We start from the raw sequence: 17,822 nt of genomic DNA on the forward strand, positions 1-17,822 counted from the left end.
ACTTCGCTAAAGGGATAGGAAGGATTTTATCGTTCGACCGGAACGCTCCGCGCCGAACACCGAACCGGGAGGCCGACCACCATGTCCGTCGCGTTCCAGACGCCCGCCCAGGCGCTTGCCGCCCTGCTGCTGCTCGGGGCATCGCCCGCCCTCGCCAACGCGCCCGCCGCCCAGGCCGGCGCCCAGCCGGCGGCGCTGGTCGAGGACGTGTCCGACGGCGTGGCCGGGGTCCAGCCGATGGACTATCTCAGCGCCGGCCAGACCGTGACGCTGGCCGCCGGCCAGACCCTGACGCTGAGCTACCTCGATTCCTGCGTCAACGAGACGATCACCGGCGGCGGCGTCACCGTCGGCGCCCGCGAATCGACGGTGTCGGGCGGCAAGATCGACCGCCACACCCTGCCCTGCGACGGCGGCAAGCTGCTGCTGTCCGCCAACGAGGCCGGCAAGGCCGGGGTGACCGTGTTCCGCAGCGCCCCCATTAACCTGCCGGGCGCCGCGCCGCCCAAGCCCAAGCCCGACCTGACCCTCTACAAGACCCGGCCGGTTCTGCTCCTGGCCGCCCCCGGCCCGGTCACCTTCGAGCGGCTGGACCAGACGGGGAGCACCCCCGTCACGGTCGACGTGCCCGGCACCACGCTGGACACCGCCAAGAGCGACACGGCGCTGGTCCCCGGCGGCCTCTACAAGGTCGCGGCCGGATCCAAGTCCTACGTCGTGAAGATCGACCCCCAGGCCAAGGACGAGGCGGGGCCGGCGCTCGGCCGTCTGATCCGCTTCTGATCGCAGCCGGCCGCCGACGATGAGGCTGCGGACGATGAGGCTGCCCCGGCGCCTGCGCCTGATCCTGCTGGGCGCCACCGCTCCGCTCGTCGCCGCCGGGTTGGCCCTGGCGCTGTCGGCGGAGCTTCAGGGGCCGTCGATCGACAGCCTCTACTGGCTGCGCGAGCGGGTGCACGGGGCCAAGCCGGCCCCGGACCCGTCGCCGGTCGTCGTCGTCGGCATCGACGAGGAGACCTACCGCCGCCCGCCCTTCGCCGGCACGCCGCAGGCGCTGTGGGGGCCGAAGCTGGGTCGGGTGGTGGCCGGCATGCTCGATGGCGGGGCGGCGGCGATCGGCCTCGACCTCGTCCACCCAACCTCGGTCGAGACGCTGATCCCCGGCTTCGAGCGCGAGTATCTGCTGACCCTGCGGCGCGGCGGCAAGGAGGGGCGGCTGGTGCTGGCCAAGGTGCAGCACCAGAGCAACCCGCTGCTGCCCTACCGCGGCTACCAGATCGCCGCCGGGGCCGGCAACATCCGCTCGGTCAATCTGGTCGAGGATCCCGACGGCGTGCTGCGCCGCGTCCCGGTGACGCTCAACGTCGCCGGGCCGGACGGCGCGCCCCGCCCGGAGCCCGGCATGGCGGCGGAGGTCGCGTCGCGCGCGTTGGCCAAGCCGCTGGAGCGCGGAGCCGACGGCTGGACGACGCTGAACGGCTACCGCCTGCCCGGCGGACCTGGCAACCGCATGCTGGTCAACCACGCGACGGCGGCGGGGGCCATCCCGACCTACTCGCTGGCCGACCTGTACGCCTGCGCCGAGGCCGGCAACACCGCCTTCTTCGAACGGCATTTCAAGGGCAAGGCGGTGATGGTCGGCACCGTGCTCGACGTCGAGGACCGCAAGCTCTCCTCCAACCGCTGGGTGACCAAGCCGGAGGGGCTGAACCTGCCGGAACGCTGCGCCCTGCCGGTGATGGGCGACCTGTATGTCGACGGCCTGCGCCGCGACTCCATCCCCGGCGTCTACATCCACGCCGCCGCCATCTCCAACATGATCGTCCATGACGGGCTGGCCGAGACCGGACGGACGGCCGGCGCCGCGCTGGTGCTGCTGCTGGCCGCGGCGGCCGCCGCGATCACGCTCGCGACCCGCCCGGGGCTGGCCGCCGCCGGGCTGCTCGGGCTGCTGGCGCTGTGGAGCGGCGTCGCGGTCGAGGCGTTCCAGGCCGGGCTGGTGCTGCCCTGGCTCCAGGCGGCGCTCGCCGCGATGCTGGTGTTCCCGCTGCTGCTGGGCTTCCGCTTCGCCGTGCTCGACCGCGACCAGCGCCAGATCCGCAACGCCTTCAAGCTCTACCTGCCGGGCTCGCTGATCGACGACATGATCGCGTCGGGCCAGTCGCCCAGCCTGGGCGGCGAGGAGCGGAACCTGACCATCCTGTTCTCCGACATCGCCGGCTTCACCAAGATGTCGGAGGGGATGGAGCCGGAAGCCCTGGTGCTGGTGCTGAACCGCTACTTCACGGTGATGACCGACATCGTCGAGGCGCATGGCGGCTTCGTCGACAAATACATCGGCGACGCCGTGCTGGCGGTGTTCGGCGCCCCCTACGCCATCGACAACCACGCCCGCGCGGCGGTCGACGCGGCGCTGGCCATGCGGCGGGCGATGGACGAGGACCCGACGCTGCTGGCGACCGGCAGCGGGCGCGGCGACTGCCGGATCGGCCTGGCGACCGGCCCGGCCCTGATCGGCAACATCGGCTCGCCGCGCCGCTTCAACTACACGGTGATGGGCGACACGGTGAATCTGGCCTCGCGGCTGGAGGGCGCCAACAAATATTACGGCACGCCGATGATGGTCAGCGGCGAGACGGTGGCGCATCACGGCGACCCCGACGCCTTCCGCGCGCTCGACACCGTCCAGGTCGTCGGCCGCAGCGAGCCGGTCGCGGTGTTCGAGCCGCTGTCGCAGGCACGCCGCGCCGACCCCGAGGATTCCGCCGCCCGCGCCGCCTACGCGCGGGCGCTGGCCGACTGGCGCGCCGGCCGCTTCGACGCGGCGGCGGCCGGCTTCACCGCGCTCGCCGCCTTCGACAGCGCCGCCGCCGCCATGCTGCGCAAGGCCGGGAAACACGTCGGCGCCACGCCCGAGCCGGGCTGGACCGGCATCACCGCCCTGACCGAGAAATAGGCTTCGAGAAACAAGCGCCACCATGCACCGTACCAGCACGCCGCATCGCCGGCCCTCGTCGCGCCGGCTCTCCACCCTCCTGCTCTGCGGTGTCCTGGGAAGCATCTTGGGCGGCGGGGCCGCCCTGGCGCAGACCGTGCCGCCGGTGCTGCCGCCCTCGCTCGACCCCAGCCGGCTGGAGCAGCGCTTCGAGCGCCCGCCGACCCCGCAGTCGCAGCCCGAGCTGGAGATGCCGGCGCCCGACAAGGCGCCGCCGCCCAAGGACGCCGAGCGCATCACCCTGACCCTGAACGAGCTTCAAATCTCCGGCAACAGCGTCTACGGCACAGCGGAGCTGGCCGGGCTGTGGCGCGACCGGCTGGGCAAGCCGGTGACGCTGGCCGACCTCTACGGCCTGCGCGACGCCATCACCGCCAAGTACCGCAACGACGGCTACGTGCTGTCCCAGGCCATCGTTCCGGCCCAGCGCATCCGCAACGGAATCGTCCGGCTGGAGGTGGTGGAGGGCTATGTCAGCGAGGTGCTGGTCCAGGGCGAGGCCGCCGACCGGCTCGGCCTGCTGCGGCGGATGGGCGAGAAGATCAAGGCGTCGCGCCCGCTGCGCATGGCCGACATGGAGCGCTACGTCCTGCTCGCCGACGATTTGCCCGGCGTCGCGGTGAAGACGGTGCTGGAGGCGTCGCCCGACACGCCCGGCGCCTCGCAGCTGACCCTGACGCTGGAACGCACGCCGATGGACGGGCTGCTGATGCTCGACAACCGGGGCACCCGCTCGGTCGGGCCGATGCAGCTGACCGGGCTGGTCAACGTCGAGGACCAGCTTGGCCTGTTCGAGCGCACCACCGCCCAGGGCATCGTCACCCAGCAGGCGCGCGAGATGCGCTTCCTCGATCTCGGTCAGGCGGTGCCGGTCGACGCGGAGGGGACGCTTCTGCAATACGGCGTCCGCCGCTCCTGGTCGAAGCCGGGCGACAGCGTCCGTCCGCTGGAGTTGGACAACCTGACCTCCTCGGCCCGCATCGGCCTGTCGCACCCCTTCCTGCGCAGCCGGGCCGAGACGCTGCGCGGCGACGTCGGCCTCACCCTCCACAACAGCCGCACCATGGCGTTGGGCGAGAAGCTTTCGGAAGACCGCCTGCGCGTCCTCACGGCCGGCCTGTCCTACGACGTGTCGGACGGCTGGGACGGCACCAACCTGGTGACGGTCCAGCTCTCCAAGGGTCTGGACATCCTGAACGCCACCCGCTCGGGCAGCGCCGACCTGTCGCGGGCCGGCGGGCGCAGCGACTTCCGCAAGATCAATCTCACCGCCCAGCGCAACCAGAAGCTCGACGAAAGCAACGTCCTCGTCCTGTCCGGCGAGGCGCAGTACAGCCCGGACGAGCTGCTGTCGACGCAGGAATTCGGCGTCGGCGGCAAATATTACGGCCGGGCCTTCGATTCCTCGGAGATCAGCGGCGACAACGGCTTTTCCACCCGCGTCGAGCTTCAGCACATCGCCGAGACGGCAGAGCCCGATCTGGACTACGCCATGCTCTACGGCTTCGCCGACTATGGCGCGGTGTGGAACTACGAGGGCGGGTCGCGGCACGGCCGGCGGTCGCTCGCCTCGGCCGGCGTCGGGCTGCGGTTCGGGGTGTTCAAGCGGATCGACGCCAGCCTGGAGCTGGCGAAGCCCTTCGTCACGGTGCCGCTCAGCACGCTCGACCGCTCGGCGCGGACGTTCTTCACGCTGTCCACGCGGTTCTGACGGCGGCACGGGGGCGGCACGGGCGGCGGAAGGCGCCGCCCGTGCCGTGAAACGGCACCCCTACCCCGCCAGCGCCGCCGCGTGGTGGCGCAGATGGTCCTCGATGAAGGTCGCGATGAAGAAGTAGCTGTGGTCGTAGCCCGGCTGCATCCGCAGCGTCAGCGGATGACCGGCCGCCTCCGCCGCCGCGACCAGCCGTTCCGGCTTCAGCTGCGCCTCCAGGAAACCGTCGCGGTCGCCCTGGTCGATCAGGATCGGCAGGCGCTCCGCCGCCGTCGCGATCAGGGCGCAGGCGTCCCACTCCAGCCAGCGGTCGCGGTCGGGGCCGAGGTAACGCCCGAACGCCTTCTCCCCCCACGGCACCGCCGCCGGGTTGACGATGGGCGAGAAGGCCGACACCGAGCGGTACAGCCCCGGATGCCTCAGCGCGCAGACCAGCGCGCCGTGCCCGCCCATCGAATGGCCGGCGACCGAACGGCGCCCGCTCACCGGGAAGCCGGCCTCGACCAGCGCCGGCAGTTCCCGCGTCACGTAGTCGTGCATGCGGTAGTGCCGGGCCCAGGGCTGCTCCGTCGCATCGACGTAGAAGCCGGCGCCGAGGCCGAAGTCCCACGCCCCGTCCGGGTCGCCGGGCACCCCCTCGCCGCGCGGGCTGGTGTCGGGGGCGACGATGGCCAGCCCCAGTTCCGCCGCGACGCGGAAGGCGCCGGCCTTCTGGGTGAAGTTCTCGTCGGTGCAGGTCAGGCCCGACAGCCAGTAGAGCGTCGGAACCCGCGCGCCCGCCTCCACCTGCGGCGGCAGATAGACCGCGAAGGTCATCGCGCAGTCCAGCGCCGCCGAGGCGTGCCGCACCCGCTTCAGCCAGCCGCCGAAGACGCGGGTCTCCGACAGGATCGTGAAGGCTTCGCTCATCACCCGAATCTCCCCCGGTCGTGGCCTTACTGGTTGTAGTGGATGACCGAGCGGATGCTCTTGCCCTCGTGCATCAGGTCGAACGCCTCGTTGATGCGGTCCAGCCCCATGGTGTGGGTGATGAAGGTGTCCAGCTCGAACTCGCCGGCCAGATAGCGCTCGACGATGCCCGGCAGCTCCGAGCGGCCCTTGACGCCGCCGAAGGCCGAGCCGCGCCAGACGCGACCGGTGACGAGCTGGAAGGGACGGGTCGAAATCTCCTCGCCGGCGCCGGCGACGCCGATGATGACCGACTCGCCCCAGCCCTTGTGGCAGCATTCCAGCGCGGAGCGCATGACGTTCACGTTGCCGATGCACTCGAAGCTGTAATCGACGCCGCCGTCGGTCATCTCGACCAGGACGTCCTGGATCGGGCGGTCGTGGTCCTTGGGGTTCACGATGTCGGTGGCGCCGAGCTGGCGGGCGATCTCGAACTTCGACGGGTTGATGTCGATGCCGATGATGCGCGACGCCTTGGCCATGGTGGCGCCGATGATCGCCGACAGGCCGATGCCGCCCAGGCCGAAGATGGCGACGGTGGCGCCCGGCTCGACCTTCGCGGTGTTCATCACCGCGCCCATGCCGGTGGTGACGCCGCAGCCGAGCAGGCAGACCTTCTCCAGCGGCGCCGCCTTGTTGATCCTGGCCAGCGCGATCTCCGGCAGCACCGTGTATTCGGAGAAGGTCGAGGTGCCCATGTAGTGGGCGATTTGCTTGCCCTTGATCGAGAAGCGGCTGGTGCCGTCCGGCATCAGGCCCTTGCCCTGGGTGGCGCGGATCGCCTGGCACAAGTTGGTCTTGCCCGACAGGCAGAATTTGCACTTGCCGCATTCGGGCGTGTAGAGCGGGATCACATGATCGCCGACCGCGACGGAGGTCACGCCGGGGCCGACCTCCACCACCACGCCGCCGCCCTCATGGCCGAGGATGCAGGGGAAGACGCCCTCGGAATCCTTGCCCGACAGGGTGTAGGCGTCGGTGTGGCAGACGCCGGTGGCGACGATGCGGACCATCACCTCGCCGGCCTTCGGGGCGGCGACCTCGACCTCCTCAATCTCCAGCGGGCGGTTGGCTTCCCAGGCGACGGCGGCGCGCGACAGGACCATGCGGGTGTTCCTTCCCAGACATACGGATTCGGCCGATCGCGGATCGGCGGCGGTTGCCGCCAGTGTAGCCCCGTCCCGGTCGTTGCCAGAACGGCGAATTCGGGAATAGATTTTTGCCGTGTGGGGACAATCGGCGGGGATCGCGGCGGAATGACGGGCGGCTGGGATGGGATCGACGAGTTCGTGGCGGTGGCGGAGACCGGCGGCTTCACCCGCGCGGCGGAGCGGCTGCGGCTGTCCTCCTCCCACGTCAGCCGCAGCGTGGCGCGGCTGGAGGACCGGTTGCAGGCCCGCCTGTTCTACCGCACCACCCGCAAGGTCAGCCTGACCGAGAGCGGCCGCGCCTTCCTCGCCCGCTGCCAGCGGCTGGCGGAGGAGCGCGACGAGGCGTTCCTGGCCGTCGGCGACCTCCAGGGCGACGGGCCGGGGGAGGCCAAGGGGCTGCTGCGCATGACCTGCGCCACCGCCTATGGCGAGCGCTTCGTCGTGCCGCTGGTCAACGAACTGCTGGAACGCCACCCGCGGCTCAGCGTCGAGATCGAGTTGACCAACCGCACCCTGGATCTGGTGCAGGAGGGCTATGATCTGGCGATCCGGCTGGGACGGCTGAACGAATCGAGCCTCGTCGCCACCCGCATCGCCCCGCGCGCGATGCATCTGTGCGCCGCCCCCGCCTATCTGGAGCGGCACGGCATCCCGGACAGCCTCGGGGCGCTGGCCGGACACCAGTGCCTGATCGGCACCTCCGACGGCTGGCTGTTCGACGAGGGAGGCCGCGACTGGCTGTTCCGCCCGCGCGGCCGCTGGCGCTGCAACAGCGGGGTTGCCGTGCTGGACGCGGCCTTGCGCGGCTTCGGCCTGTGCCAGCTGCCGGACTATTACGTGAAGGAACCGGTCGCCGAGGGCCGGCTGGTCCCGCTGCTGGAACGGCACCGACCGCCCAACACCGCCGTCTGGGCGGTCTACCCGCAGAAGCGCCACGTCCCGCCCAAGGTCCACGCGGCGATCCGCCACCTCAGGCAGGGCTTGGCGAAGCGGCCGGAATACCGCTGACCACCTTATTGAGAATGACTTGCATTTGCAGAAAGGTCTGCGTAGGCTGGCGCCCGTTCACCGGATCGATCCCGGACAAATCGGAGCAAGGAGCCCCCCATGCCGACCACGCCGCCCCGCCACAGCCGCCGCGCGTCACCGGACGGCCTCACGCGGCTCCAGGATCTGCGGACGGCGGAAGCGCTGGTCGTCTCGGTTCTGCGCCTGTGGGCCGAACCGCTGCGGGCGCCGGAGGAGACCCACCCGCACTGGCAGGACGGGCTGACGGCGGCGGGGCTGAACAACGACGCGGCGGTGGCCTTCGACACGGTGATGCGGATCACCATCGCGGCGGCGATCCGCCCGCTCGACATCCACCGCCCGCGCTGCCCGATGCTGGGCGGGGACGAGGCGAAGCTGCTCGACATGATCGCGCTGCTCCAGCACGGCTGCCACGGCGAGGCCGGGATGCTGCTGTCCGACTGGCTGGCGCTGGCCGGCGTGCGGATGGCGCTGGCGCCGCTGTGCATCCTGTCGGGCGCGCTCGACAAGGCGGGCCTGCGCCTGCCGATGCCGGTCGAAGCCGGGCCGGCCGAGCGCCGCAAGCCGGTGCCGCAGCACGCCGAGGATTTCACCACCACGCGCGCGACGGCTCGGGTCGATCGCGGGGCGACCCTGGTTCATTGATTCGGGGTGGATCGAGGGGAGACAGGGCCTCCCCCTCCGGGGCTTCTGGGCCCTCAGGGCGCCGAGACATCACGGTTTCCGCGGCGCGTTGCCGCCACCGCCGCCCATCCCGGCCGGTGGCAACGCGCCGTCGAGCGCCTTGGTGTCTCGGCGCCCTGAGGGTCCAGCCCAACCCTTCAAGGGCCGGGATTCAGAAACGCCCGGCTGCCGCCATGCGGTCGGCCAGAGCCGCCACCGCCCGGCTCATCGCCGCGACCAGCGCCGCCGGCTCGCCGTTCGCGGCACGGATTTCCACGCTGTCACGCCGGCGCGGGCCGTTCGCCGCCCCCCACTGTGCGTCCAGCACCACCCGGCCGTCCGCCGTCGCCTCGAATCTCAGCACGCTGACCGACAGCACCGCCGTGCCCGCCGCCGGGGCGCTTCCCGCCACCGGCAGCACGCTGCGTCCCGGCAGGCGGGCGGCGAGGTCGGCGGCCAGGGTCGCCCGCAGCCCGTCGGCCAGCGGTTCGGCCCAGCGGTCGAACTCCAGCGTCTCCACCCGGTTGGAGTCGATCCGGCGGACGATCTGCGGCCGGTCGACCAGCGGCGGCAGTTCCAGCGCCCCCAGCGCCAGCGCCCCACCGGCCGCCGCCCCCACCGGTCCGTCCGGCGGCAGCACCGACAGGGTGTAGAGCCGGCTGTCCGGCGTCTGGCAGCCGGCCAGCAGCAGGACCGCCATCACAAGCCCCCGCCCGACGAACCCACCCCTCATCGCCCATCCCCCGTCTTGCCCCGGATCAGCGCCTCCGGATGGCGTTCCAGATAATCGGCCAGCACGCGGAAGGAGCGCGCGGCGTCGTTCAGCTGCTTCATGACGCCGGCCAGATCGGGGGTCCCCGACGAGGTTCCGCCGATCACCCCGTTGGCGGCGGCCAGCGTGCCCTGGGCCGCCGTCGCCACCCCGCGCAGGCTGGCGACCAGCGCCGGCACCTGCGTGTTCGCGGTGCGCATCAGCGTGTCGGCGCTGCCCAGCGCGCGGGCCAGACCGGCCAGCGAGCGGGCGAGGTCGGGCGAGCCGGCGACCCCGCCGACCGACTGGATGGTGCGGCGCAGATCCTCGACCAGCCCGGCCAGCGGCAGCCCGGCGATGCTGTCCATCACCGCCCCGGCCGAGCGGCTGATCGATTCGAGGTCGCTGGAGGCCAGCGTCGGCAGCTCCGACCCGGTGGGGTCGCCGGACGCCGGGCGCGGGGCGTTCGGCTCGAAATCCAGCGCCACCAGCTTCTGCCCGGTCAACAGATTGCCCGAGGCGAGCCGCGCCCGCAGCCCCTTCTCCACCAGCGCCGCCACGACGCGGCGCGCCGCCGCCTCGTCGGGCGCCGGGCCGTTCGGCGGGGCGTTGACCGGCTGGACGCGGTCGGAATCGAGCTCGATCTCCACCGGCACGCGGATCTCGCCGCGCGCCACGTCGTATTCCAGCCGCAAGCCGACCACCCGGCCGACCGCAAGCCCGCGCAGCAGCACCGGCGCCCCGGCCTGGAGCCCCTGGACCGAGCCGGGGAATTCCAGCCGGTAGCGGATGCGCAGCCGCTCCCGGTCGTCGGCGGCGGCCACCGGATCCTCGTAGAGGGTGAAGCCGGCGCCCTCCCCCGCCCGGCCGCCGGCCTGGTCGTCGGGCGGCGTGTCGAGCACGACGCCGCCCAGCGCCAGCGTGCGCAGCGATTCGGTTTGCAGCTTGAAGCCGTCCGCCCCGGCGGACACCTGGATGCCGGAGGAGCGCCAGAAGCGGGTCTTCTCGCGCACCAGCTCGTCGTAGGGCGCCCGCACGAAGATCGACACCGACACCGCGCGGTCCTGCGGCGACAGGGTGTAGCCCATGACCTCGCCGACCTGCACGCCGTGGAAATAGACCGGCGAGCCCTGCGACAGCGAGCCGAGCTGCTGGGTCTTCAGGCTGAAGCCGCGCCCCGGCACGTCGGAGCGGACCACCGGCGGCTCCTCCAGCGCCTCGAACGCGCGGCGGTCGCCGCCGCCGCCCGGCTCCATCTCGACGTAGGTGCCGGACACCACCGTGCTCAGCCCCGACACGCCGCCGAGACCGAGGCGCGGCCGCACCGCCCAGAAGCGCGTGGTCTCCTTCAGATGGTCGGCGGCGGCGCGGTCCATGCGGGCGGTCGCGATCACCTTGGACAGGTCGTCGGACAGGCGGACCCGCTCGATGGTGCCGAGATCGACGTTCTTGTGCTTGATCCGGGTGCGCCCGGCCTCCAGCCCGTCGCCGGTCTGGAAGGTGATGACGATCTGCGGCCCGCGCTCCGCCAGCCAGCGCCAGCCGAGCCAGCCGGCGATCAGCGCGGCGACGATGGGCAGCGCCCAGATCGGCGACAGCCGGCGGCGGCGCGGCAATTCCACCTCCGGCACGGGGGTCCGTTCGGTCATGGCCCGCCTCCACCGTCCCGCTCGTCCGGCGGCTCCGCCCGGTCCCACATGATCCGGGGGTCGAAGACGTGGCTGGCCAGCATGGTCAGGACGACGACGGCGGCGAAGGCGATGGCGCCGTCGTCGGCGCGGATGGAGGCGACGGCGCCGAACTGCACGAGGGCGGCGAGGATGGCGATCATGAACACGTCGATGTTGGACCAGCGGCCGATGGAATCGATGACCCGGTAGAGCCGGATGCGGGCGTGCAGCCGGGCGGCGGATCCGCGCCGGGTGGCGATCAGGAACCAGCTCAGCCCCGCCAGCTTCAGCACCGGCACGGCCACGCTGGCGACGAAGACCAGCAGGGCCAGCGGCCACAGCCCGACCTCGGCCAGTTCGACGACGCCGTGCAGGATGGTGCTGGGGGCGCCCTGGCCGAAATTGACGACGGTCATCACCGGCAGCAGGTTGGCCGGGACGTAGAGGATGGCCCCGGCCGCCACCAGCGCCGTCGTGCGGCCCAGGCTGTCCGGCTCGCGCGCGTGCAGCGGGCTGGCGCAGCGGGTGCAATGGGCCGGGGCCGCGTGATCGAAGCCGTGGACGCGCTGGCAGACGGTGCAGGCGACCCAGCGCGCGGGCGGCGGCGCCTCGCTCGGCGGCGCGTGGTCGATGGCGTTCCACACGGCGCGGCGGTCGAGCGTCTGGTCCATCGCCGTGCGGATCAGCACATAGCCGCCGAGCGCCAGCCCGCCGGCCATGAACTCGGCGTTGGCGAAGCCGGCCAGCCGCGAATAGGCGACCAGCAGGCCGAGCAGGAAGACGTCCAGCATCGCCCAGGCGCGCAGCCGCTCGGTCCAGGCGAACAGGCGGGCAAGGCTGCGCGGGTTGCCGGGGCGCCGCCCCTCGCGCAGCGCCGACAGCACCAGGGTCACGCCCGCGACCCGCGCCACCGGGACGGCCAGCACCAGGGCGGCGACCAGCAGGGCGAGCGGCCACATGCCCTGGTCGTTCAGCGCCTCGATGCCGGTGGTGACCAGCCCCTCGCGGTCGTTGCCCTGGATGTGGACCGCCATCAGCGGGTTGAGCGCCAGCAGCGCCAGCAGCGCCGCGCCGGCCAGCGCCGCCGGCAGCGCGTGGTGGACGCCCCCGACGCCGCGCCGGTAGAGCACCGCGCCGCAGCGGGTGCATTCGGCGCGGTGGCCGGGGCGCGGCTGGCGGACGCGGTGCAGCCGCCCGCAATCGGGGCAGGCGACGAGGTCGTCGCGCACCGAGCCTACCGCTCCCTCCGGCCGGTTCCCATTTGGCCGGTTCCCGCTCGGCACGTCAGAAATGGCTCGGCACTCCGGAAGAAAACAAACGAAACATCCGCTTCCTAACTGGCTTGAAGCGGCGGCGGCGCAACCCCCCGCGAAAGGGGTAGGAAACCGCGGGCGGCGCGGTGGAACGGCCGATTTCCCGATTGACCGTCTTATTTTGTACATACATTATCGCACCCACGCCGAGCGAGGACGCGGAGAGCGGGGTGCAGGGATTGGCGCGACAGAGCCTGACCGACCGAGGGGGGGCCGAACGGGGTCTAGCCGACCGCGCCGCCGCACCGCAACCGGATTTTCGGCCGGGCCTCGACGGAAAGGGTCCGCTGTTCGGTCAGATCAAGCGCGCCGTCGCCGGCCAGATCCTGCGCGGCCACTGGCAGGCCGGTGAACGCCTCCCCAACGAGGAGCAGCTCTCGTCGCTCTACGGCGTGTCGCGCCAGACCGTCCACAAGGCCATCGCGCTGCTGGCGCGGGAGGGCTTCCTGGTCCGCCGCCGCCGCGCCGGCACCTTCGTCGCCACCGGCCGCCACGACCGTTTCGCCCTGCCCATCGAGGACATCGGCGACGTGGTGGCGCGGGCCGGCAGCCTCTACGAGTTCCGCATCCTCGACCGCCGGAGCCTGCGCAACGGCGAGGCGGTCCGCTGGCCCGACGTGCCCGACGGCACGCCGATCCTGTCGCTCGACTGCCTGCATCTCAGCGACGGCACGCCGATCCAGTTCGAGCGCCGGCTGGTCAACCTCGACGCCGTGCCCGAGGTGGCGGCGGAGCCCTTCGACAGCGTGCCGCCCAGCCGCTGGCTGGTCGACCAGGTGCCCTGGTCGTCGGCCGAGCACACGGTGCGCGCCGTCAACGCCACCGCCGACATGGCGGCGCTGCTGGGGGTGGAGCCGGGGGCGGCCTGCCTGTCGATCCGGCGGCAAACCGTCCACTTGAACCGCGCCATCACCCTGGTGCATTTCCTCTCGGTCGGCGACCGCTTCAGCCTGAGCGGCGCGTCGATCACCGACAGCGCGACCGAGCTTAATTTGTAAACACAAAAGGCCGGCAACCGTGGCGATCAATCGTGACGATCGCGGCCGGCCGCCAACAGGGGGTTCTCAACGAATGGAGTTCACGATGACGAGCGCTGGCAAGAAGACGGGCCGTTTCGGCCGTGCGGTGCGGACGGCCCTGCTGGGCGCCGCGGTTCTCGCCCTCGGCGGAGCGGCCGGAGCGATGGCCGACACGCTGGCCGACATCAAGAAGGCCGGCACCATCAGCGTCGCCACCGAGATGCAGTTCCCGCCCTTCGACTTCCTCGAGAACAACGAGTACAAGGGCGTCGACCGCGACCTGTTCGACGAGGTGGCGAAGGAGCTGGGCGTCAAGGCCAAGTACATCGACCTGCCCTGGACCAGCGTGCTGCCCGGCCTGGAGGCCAAGAAGTTCGATCTGGTCATCGCCCCGGTGACGATCACCAAGGAGCGCATGAAGCGCTACGCCTTCACCGTTCCGATCTCGGAAGCGACGGCGGCGATGATGAAGCGCGCCGACGACAAGACCATCAACAAGCCCGAGGACATCGCCGGCAAGAATGTCGGCGGCGGCAAGGGCACCTCGCAGCTCGCCCAGGTCAAGGAGTTCGGCGCGACGCTGACCCCGGCGCCGACGGTCAAGGAATACGTCGACAGCAACCAGTCCTACGCCGATCTGGCCGCCGGCCGCGTCGACGTGTCGGTGAACTCGCTGCCGAACCTCGCCTACGCCGCCGCCCAGCGCAAGGAGACCTTCGCGGTCGTCCTGCCGCCCTTCGGCAAGCCCTCCTACTTCTCGTGGGTCGGCCGCCCGGCCGATGACGACAAGAGCCTGATCGAGGCGGTCAACGCCGCCCTGGTAACGATCCAGAAGGACGGCCGCCTGGCGACGATCCAGAAGAAGTGGTTCGGCCTCGCCGCCGAGCTGCCGACCACGGTCCCCGAACCGCAGCTCTGACCGGCGCTTCCGCCAACCCCTCGCAGCCCCCTCCCGCAGGAGAGGGCTCCGAGGCCCAGCCATGAAGTTCGGTTCATGAAGTTCAGCGTGATCATCGACGCGCTTCCCCATCTGCTCGGGGCGGCGGTGACGACCGTCTGGATCTCGCTGCTCGGCGTCATGCTGGGGCAGGTGATCGGGATGCTCGTCTGCGTGGCGCGGCAATCGGGCAGCCGGGCGGCCGACATGGCCGGCGGCGTCTATGTCAGCTTCTTCCGCGGCGTGCCGCTGCTGATCCAGCTTTTGCTGATCTACTACATGCTGCCGCTGGTCGGCATCGACGTGCCGCCGCTGGTCGCCGCCATCGGCGCGCTCAGCCTCGCGTCGGGGGCCTACGTCTCGGAGATCTACCGCGGCGCGCTGAACGCCGTGCCGCACGGCCAGTCCGAGGCGGCCTTGGCGCTGGGCTTCCCCGGCATCACCATCTGGCGGCGCATCCTGCTGCCGCAGGCCTTCCGCATCTCGGTGCCGGCGCTGGTGAACGAGCTGATCCTGCTGCTGAAGGCGTCCTCGCTGATCTCCGTCGTCGGGGTGGCCGAGCTGACCCGCACCAGCCAGACCATCTCGGCCAGCAACTACCGCCCGCTGGAGATCTATCTGGCGGCGGGACTCATCTATCTGGCGATCAACGGCGCGCTGGCCCTGTTCGGCTCGCTGGTCGAACGCCGGCTCCAGCAGGGGTGACGCCGCCATGGATTTCACCCTCTTCGTCCAGTACGGCCCGGCGCTGCTGCGCGGCTTCGGCGTCACCATCCTGTGCTGGGCGGCCGGCTGCGCCATCGGGCTGGCGCTGGGCTTCGTCCTGATGCTGCTGGGCCGGATCGATTGGAAGCCGCTGCGCTGGACGATCCGCGCCTACATCGAGATCATCCGCGGCACACCCTTCCTGATCCAGCTCTTCCTGCTCTACAGCGGCGGCCCGGCCATCGGGCTGCGGCTGGAGGCGACGACCGCCGGCATCCTCGGGCTCGGCCTCTACGGCAGCGCCTATTTCGCCGAGATCTTCCGCGCCGGCTACCAGGCCGTGCCGAAGGGGCAGGTGGAGGCGGCGCTCAGCCTCGGCATGCCCTACGGCGGCATCCTGCGCCGGGTCATCCTGCCGGTGATGCTGGTCTCCACCGTGCCGGCCATCGTCAACATGCTGGCGATCCTGACCAAGGAGACCGTCGTGCTGTCGATCATCACCGTGCCGGAGCTGATGTACGAAATGCAGACGATGGCGGCGGAGACCTTCGCCAGCTTCGAGACCATCCTGGCCATGGCGCTGTTCTACTGGCTGCTGGTCGAGGTGGTGTCCCGCCTCGGCCGCCGCTTCGAGGCGCGCGTGACCCGTTTCCTGTCCCACCCGTCGAAGACGACCCGTCCGTCGGAGACGACATCGAACGCGAGGGCGTGATGCCGGCCGTTACCGAAACCAAACCCATGCGAGGGCAGGATTCCACCACCGACCCCACGGCGCCGATGGTGAGCATCCGTGGCGTCAGCAAGGCCTACGGCACCAACGAGGTTCTGCACGATATCAACCTGACGGTGAACCGGTCGGAGGTCGTCTGCCTGATCGGCCCCAGCGGTTCGGGAAAAAGCACGCTGCTGCGCTGCATCAACTTCCTGGAGGTCTATGATCGCGGCGAGATCCGCATCGAGGGCCGGCTGGTCGGCTACACGGAGGGCGACCCGCGCCGCCGCCTGTCGAACCGCGAGCTGCGCGACCTGCGGCGCAACGTCGGCATGGTGTTCCAGCAGTTCAACCTGTGGCCCCACATGACCGCGCTGGAGAATGTGGCGGAGGCGCTGGTCCAGGTGCGCGGCATGGACAAGGTGGCCGCCGCCGCCCGCGCCCGCCAGATGCTGGCCCGCGTCGGGCTGGCGGAGAAGGCGGACGCCTACCCGGCCCGCCTGTCGGGCGGCCAGCAGCAGCGCGTCGCCATCGCCCGCGTCATCGCCATGGAGCCGCACCTGATCCTGTTCGACGAGCCGACCTCGGCGCTCGACCCCGAACTGGTCGGCGAGGTGTTGCAGGTCATGCGCGACCTGGCGGCCGACGGCATGACCATGGTGGTGGTGACGCACGAGATGGGCTTCGCCGCCAACGTGGCCGACCGGGTGGCTTTCCTCGACCGCGGCCGCATCGCCGCCTTCGGCCCGCCGCGCGAGGTCTTCCACGAGAGCAGCGAACCGCGCGTGAAACAGTTCCTCCAGACCTACCACGAGAGGAACAGTTTCTGATTTCCGTTTTATATCAACCACTTGCCGTGGCGTTGGGATGCCAAAACCCCAACACGCGCCTGTAAACACCCGCCAGTAACTTCAATCGGTTGGCCGGCAGTTTCGAACGAGTGGCGCCCCGGCCTGTCCCTGCGCCCCAGCCCATCGAGTGCCCGGTCGAGCGGCGACGGATCGGTCAGATCGCACCGCCAACGTGCCGCGCCAGATTGTCGGCTCTGACGATGATGTCCCGTGCTGCCGGCGGCACGCAGCAGGCACTCCCACTCGCCGGCTCCGATGGGGGCATAGAGGCCGCGATCCCAGGGTGCTCCGGGCATGAAATAGGCGCCACGCGGGCGCCGGGTCGGGTGGCCTGGAGTGTTGTCGCGCTCTGTCAGGCGGTGGCAGATTGGCCCTGCTTGTCGTAAGATATCCATGCGAGCATTGCCAAGAGGTTAGGAAGTGTCTAAGCGCGAAGCAATTATTATAGCTTGAATGAATCCACAGGAAGGCAGTTTGAATTCGTGCTCTTTCCAGGGACAACTCCACAAACTGATCCTGTAATGATTGTGTTTCACGGCCATACGGGAATGCTCAATATTAGTCGAGACCCACCGGAAGCAATCATTCCTCAACAAATGTATCGATACCCTGGACACTGGACTATTACTGCGCCGCAAGATAGATATGGTCTTGATGGCTTTGGTTGCTGGTGGTTGGGAGAGGGCGGCGACTTTTTTATGCAGGGGTTCTTGGATACCGCTCTCGATACGGTGCGCAACCAATATAACTGCCGAGGCGATACTTACACGTTCGGCACCTCCATGGGCGGGTTTGGGGCTCTCACTTACGGCTTGAGATGGAAAGCAAAAGGCATTGTCGTTAACTGACCGCAAGTAAAAATCTTAGGAACGGAATATTCACGCCAGCATATCTTTCATAAAATATTTGGCTCTTCAAATAACTATGATCTTGATATTTTACACAGCAGCCAAAGCCAGCCAAATCGTGATATCGTGCGCTTTTCTGACGCTACCAACTTTCTATCGACGGCGACAACACGCTCAGACAAACCCACAATGCTCATCACGCAATCTAGAGACGACATCATATCTGAGAGCTACACCAAAGAGCAATGCATGCATCTCGTTAATAAGCTTGTGGAAAAATGTCTGCAACTTCGATCTGCGCATATTTCCAGAGAAAAATCACAAGCAATACGTCAATACCGCTCAGGCAATTGAGTGGTTTGAGGCTGGGCCATGCAACGCTGCATCGCATATTCCCCAGCCGCAGATCACAGGGTGATGGTTAGTACTACTTTGGCAGTTTCTGGGTGATGGAGTGAACTGAAACCTGTTGTACATCTGAGAAAACGATCTTGGCCGGAGGCACTCATGCTGGAC

16 protein-coding genes are annotated in these 17,822 nt (G+C 69.9%); 11 read left to right on the plus strand and 5 right to left on the minus strand.

Going from position 1 to position 17,822, the window contains the following annotated elements; genetic code table 11:
• Positions 1 to 81 precede the first annotated feature (81 nt).
• From J2847_RS30895 to J2847_RS30905, 3 genes are read left to right on the plus strand one after another with little or no spacing between them, the layout of a single operon-like run.
• Complete coding sequence (locus J2847_RS30895) at positions 82 to 783, plus strand: hypothetical protein (RefSeq protein ID WP_209782563.1); 702 nt, start codon at positions 82 to 84, stop codon at positions 781 to 783.
• 34 nt (positions 784 to 817) lie between these two features.
• Positions 818 to 2,956 carry an adenylate/guanylate cyclase domain-containing protein gene (locus tag J2847_RS30900; RefSeq protein ID WP_209782564.1) on the plus strand — a complete coding sequence of 713 codons (2,139 nt, stop codon included), beginning with the start codon at positions 818 to 820 and terminating at the stop codon, positions 2,954 to 2,956.
• A gap of 22 nt (positions 2,957 to 2,978) precedes the next feature.
• Positions 2,979 to 4,706: a ShlB/FhaC/HecB family hemolysin secretion/activation protein gene (locus tag J2847_RS30905; protein ID WP_209782565.1), complete on the plus strand. Its 1,728-nt coding sequence runs from the start codon at positions 2,979 to 2,981 to the stop codon at positions 4,704 to 4,706.
• Positions 4,707 to 4,766: 60 nt separating this feature from the next.
• On the opposite strand, the gene fghA is transcribed toward J2847_RS30905, so the two are convergent.
• Complete coding sequence (gene fghA, locus J2847_RS30910) at positions 4,767 to 5,618, minus strand: S-formylglutathione hydrolase (RefSeq protein ID WP_209782566.1); 852 nt, start codon at positions 5,616 to 5,618, stop codon at positions 4,767 to 4,769.
• Positions 5,619 to 5,644: 26 nt separating this feature from the next.
• A complete protein-coding gene (locus tag J2847_RS30915) occupies positions 5,645 to 6,763 on the minus strand; it encodes an S-(hydroxymethyl)glutathione dehydrogenase/class III alcohol dehydrogenase (RefSeq protein WP_209782567.1) in 1,119 nt (372 codons plus the stop codon).
• Positions 6,764 to 6,913: 150 nt separating this feature from the next.
• Here J2847_RS30915 and J2847_RS30920 point away from each other — a divergent pair, with 150 nt between their 5' ends.
• Together J2847_RS30920 and J2847_RS30925 are read left to right on the plus strand one after the other, a co-directional pair.
• Positions 6,914 to 7,816, plus strand: a complete 903-nt coding sequence (locus J2847_RS30920; protein ID WP_209782568.1) for a LysR family transcriptional regulator — start codon at positions 6,914 to 6,916, stop codon at positions 7,814 to 7,816.
• Between the two features lie 99 nt (positions 7,817 to 7,915).
• On the plus strand, positions 7,916 to 8,482 hold the full coding sequence (locus J2847_RS30925; protein WP_209782569.1) for a hypothetical protein: 567 nt from the start codon (positions 7,916 to 7,918) through the stop codon (positions 8,480 to 8,482).
• A 190-nt stretch (positions 8,483 to 8,672) separates the two neighbouring features.
• On the opposite strand, the gene J2847_RS30930 is transcribed toward J2847_RS30925, so the two are convergent.
• From J2847_RS30930 to J2847_RS30940, 3 genes are read right to left on the minus strand one after another with little or no spacing between them, the layout of a single operon-like run.
• The gene (locus J2847_RS30930; RefSeq protein WP_209782570.1) at positions 8,673 to 9,233 is read right to left on the minus strand and encodes a PqiC family protein; all 561 of its coding nucleotides are present in this window, start codon (positions 9,231 to 9,233) and stop codon (positions 8,673 to 8,675) included.
• Positions 9,230 to 10,900, minus strand: a complete 1,671-nt coding sequence (locus J2847_RS30935; RefSeq protein WP_209782571.1) for a PqiB family protein — start codon at positions 10,898 to 10,900, stop codon at positions 9,230 to 9,232. Before J2847_RS30935 ends, J2847_RS30930 begins: the two co-directional genes overlap by 4 nt.
• Positions 10,897 to 12,150: a paraquat-inducible protein A gene (locus tag J2847_RS30940; RefSeq protein ID WP_325169522.1), complete on the minus strand. Its 1,254-nt coding sequence runs from the start codon at positions 12,148 to 12,150 to the stop codon at positions 10,897 to 10,899. The genes J2847_RS30935 and J2847_RS30940 overlap by 4 nt, the downstream gene beginning before the upstream one ends.
• Positions 12,151 to 12,404: 254 nt before the next feature.
• Between J2847_RS30940 and J2847_RS30945 the strand changes: the two genes are divergently transcribed.
• From J2847_RS30945 to J2847_RS30970, 6 genes are all read left to right on the plus strand, one after another.
• Positions 12,405 to 13,232, plus strand: a complete 828-nt coding sequence (locus J2847_RS30945) for a UTRA domain-containing protein (RefSeq protein WP_085552196.1) — start codon at positions 12,405 to 12,407, stop codon at positions 13,230 to 13,232.
• Between the two features lie 85 nt (positions 13,233 to 13,317).
• Positions 13,318 to 14,172 carry a transporter substrate-binding domain-containing protein gene (locus tag J2847_RS30950; RefSeq protein WP_209782573.1) on the plus strand — a complete coding sequence of 285 codons (855 nt, stop codon included), beginning with the start codon at positions 13,318 to 13,320 and terminating at the stop codon, positions 14,170 to 14,172.
• Between the two features lie 75 nt (positions 14,173 to 14,247).
• Complete coding sequence (locus J2847_RS30955) at positions 14,248 to 14,895, plus strand: amino acid ABC transporter permease (protein ID WP_209782574.1); 648 nt, start codon at positions 14,248 to 14,250, stop codon at positions 14,893 to 14,895.
• Positions 14,896 to 14,902: 7 nt separating this feature from the next.
• Positions 14,903 to 15,607, plus strand: coding sequence for an amino acid ABC transporter permease (locus J2847_RS30960; protein ID WP_209782575.1), 705 nt, complete (start codon positions 14,903 to 14,905; stop codon positions 15,605 to 15,607).
• 26 nt (positions 15,608 to 15,633) lie between these two features.
• Positions 15,634 to 16,437, plus strand: coding sequence for an amino acid ABC transporter ATP-binding protein (locus J2847_RS30965; protein WP_325169523.1), 804 nt, complete (start codon positions 15,634 to 15,636; stop codon positions 16,435 to 16,437).
• A 470-nt stretch (positions 16,438 to 16,907) separates the two neighbouring features.
• A complete protein-coding gene (locus tag J2847_RS30970) occupies positions 16,908 to 17,306 on the plus strand; it encodes an alpha/beta hydrolase (protein WP_209782576.1) in 399 nt (132 codons plus the stop codon).
• The last annotated feature ends 516 nt before the right edge of the window (positions 17,307 to 17,822 follow it).

This window comes from Azospirillum agricola (genome assembly GCF_017876095.1).
In the GTDB taxonomy this organism is placed as follows: domain Bacteria; phylum Pseudomonadota; class Alphaproteobacteria; order Azospirillales; family Azospirillaceae; genus Azospirillum; species Azospirillum agricola.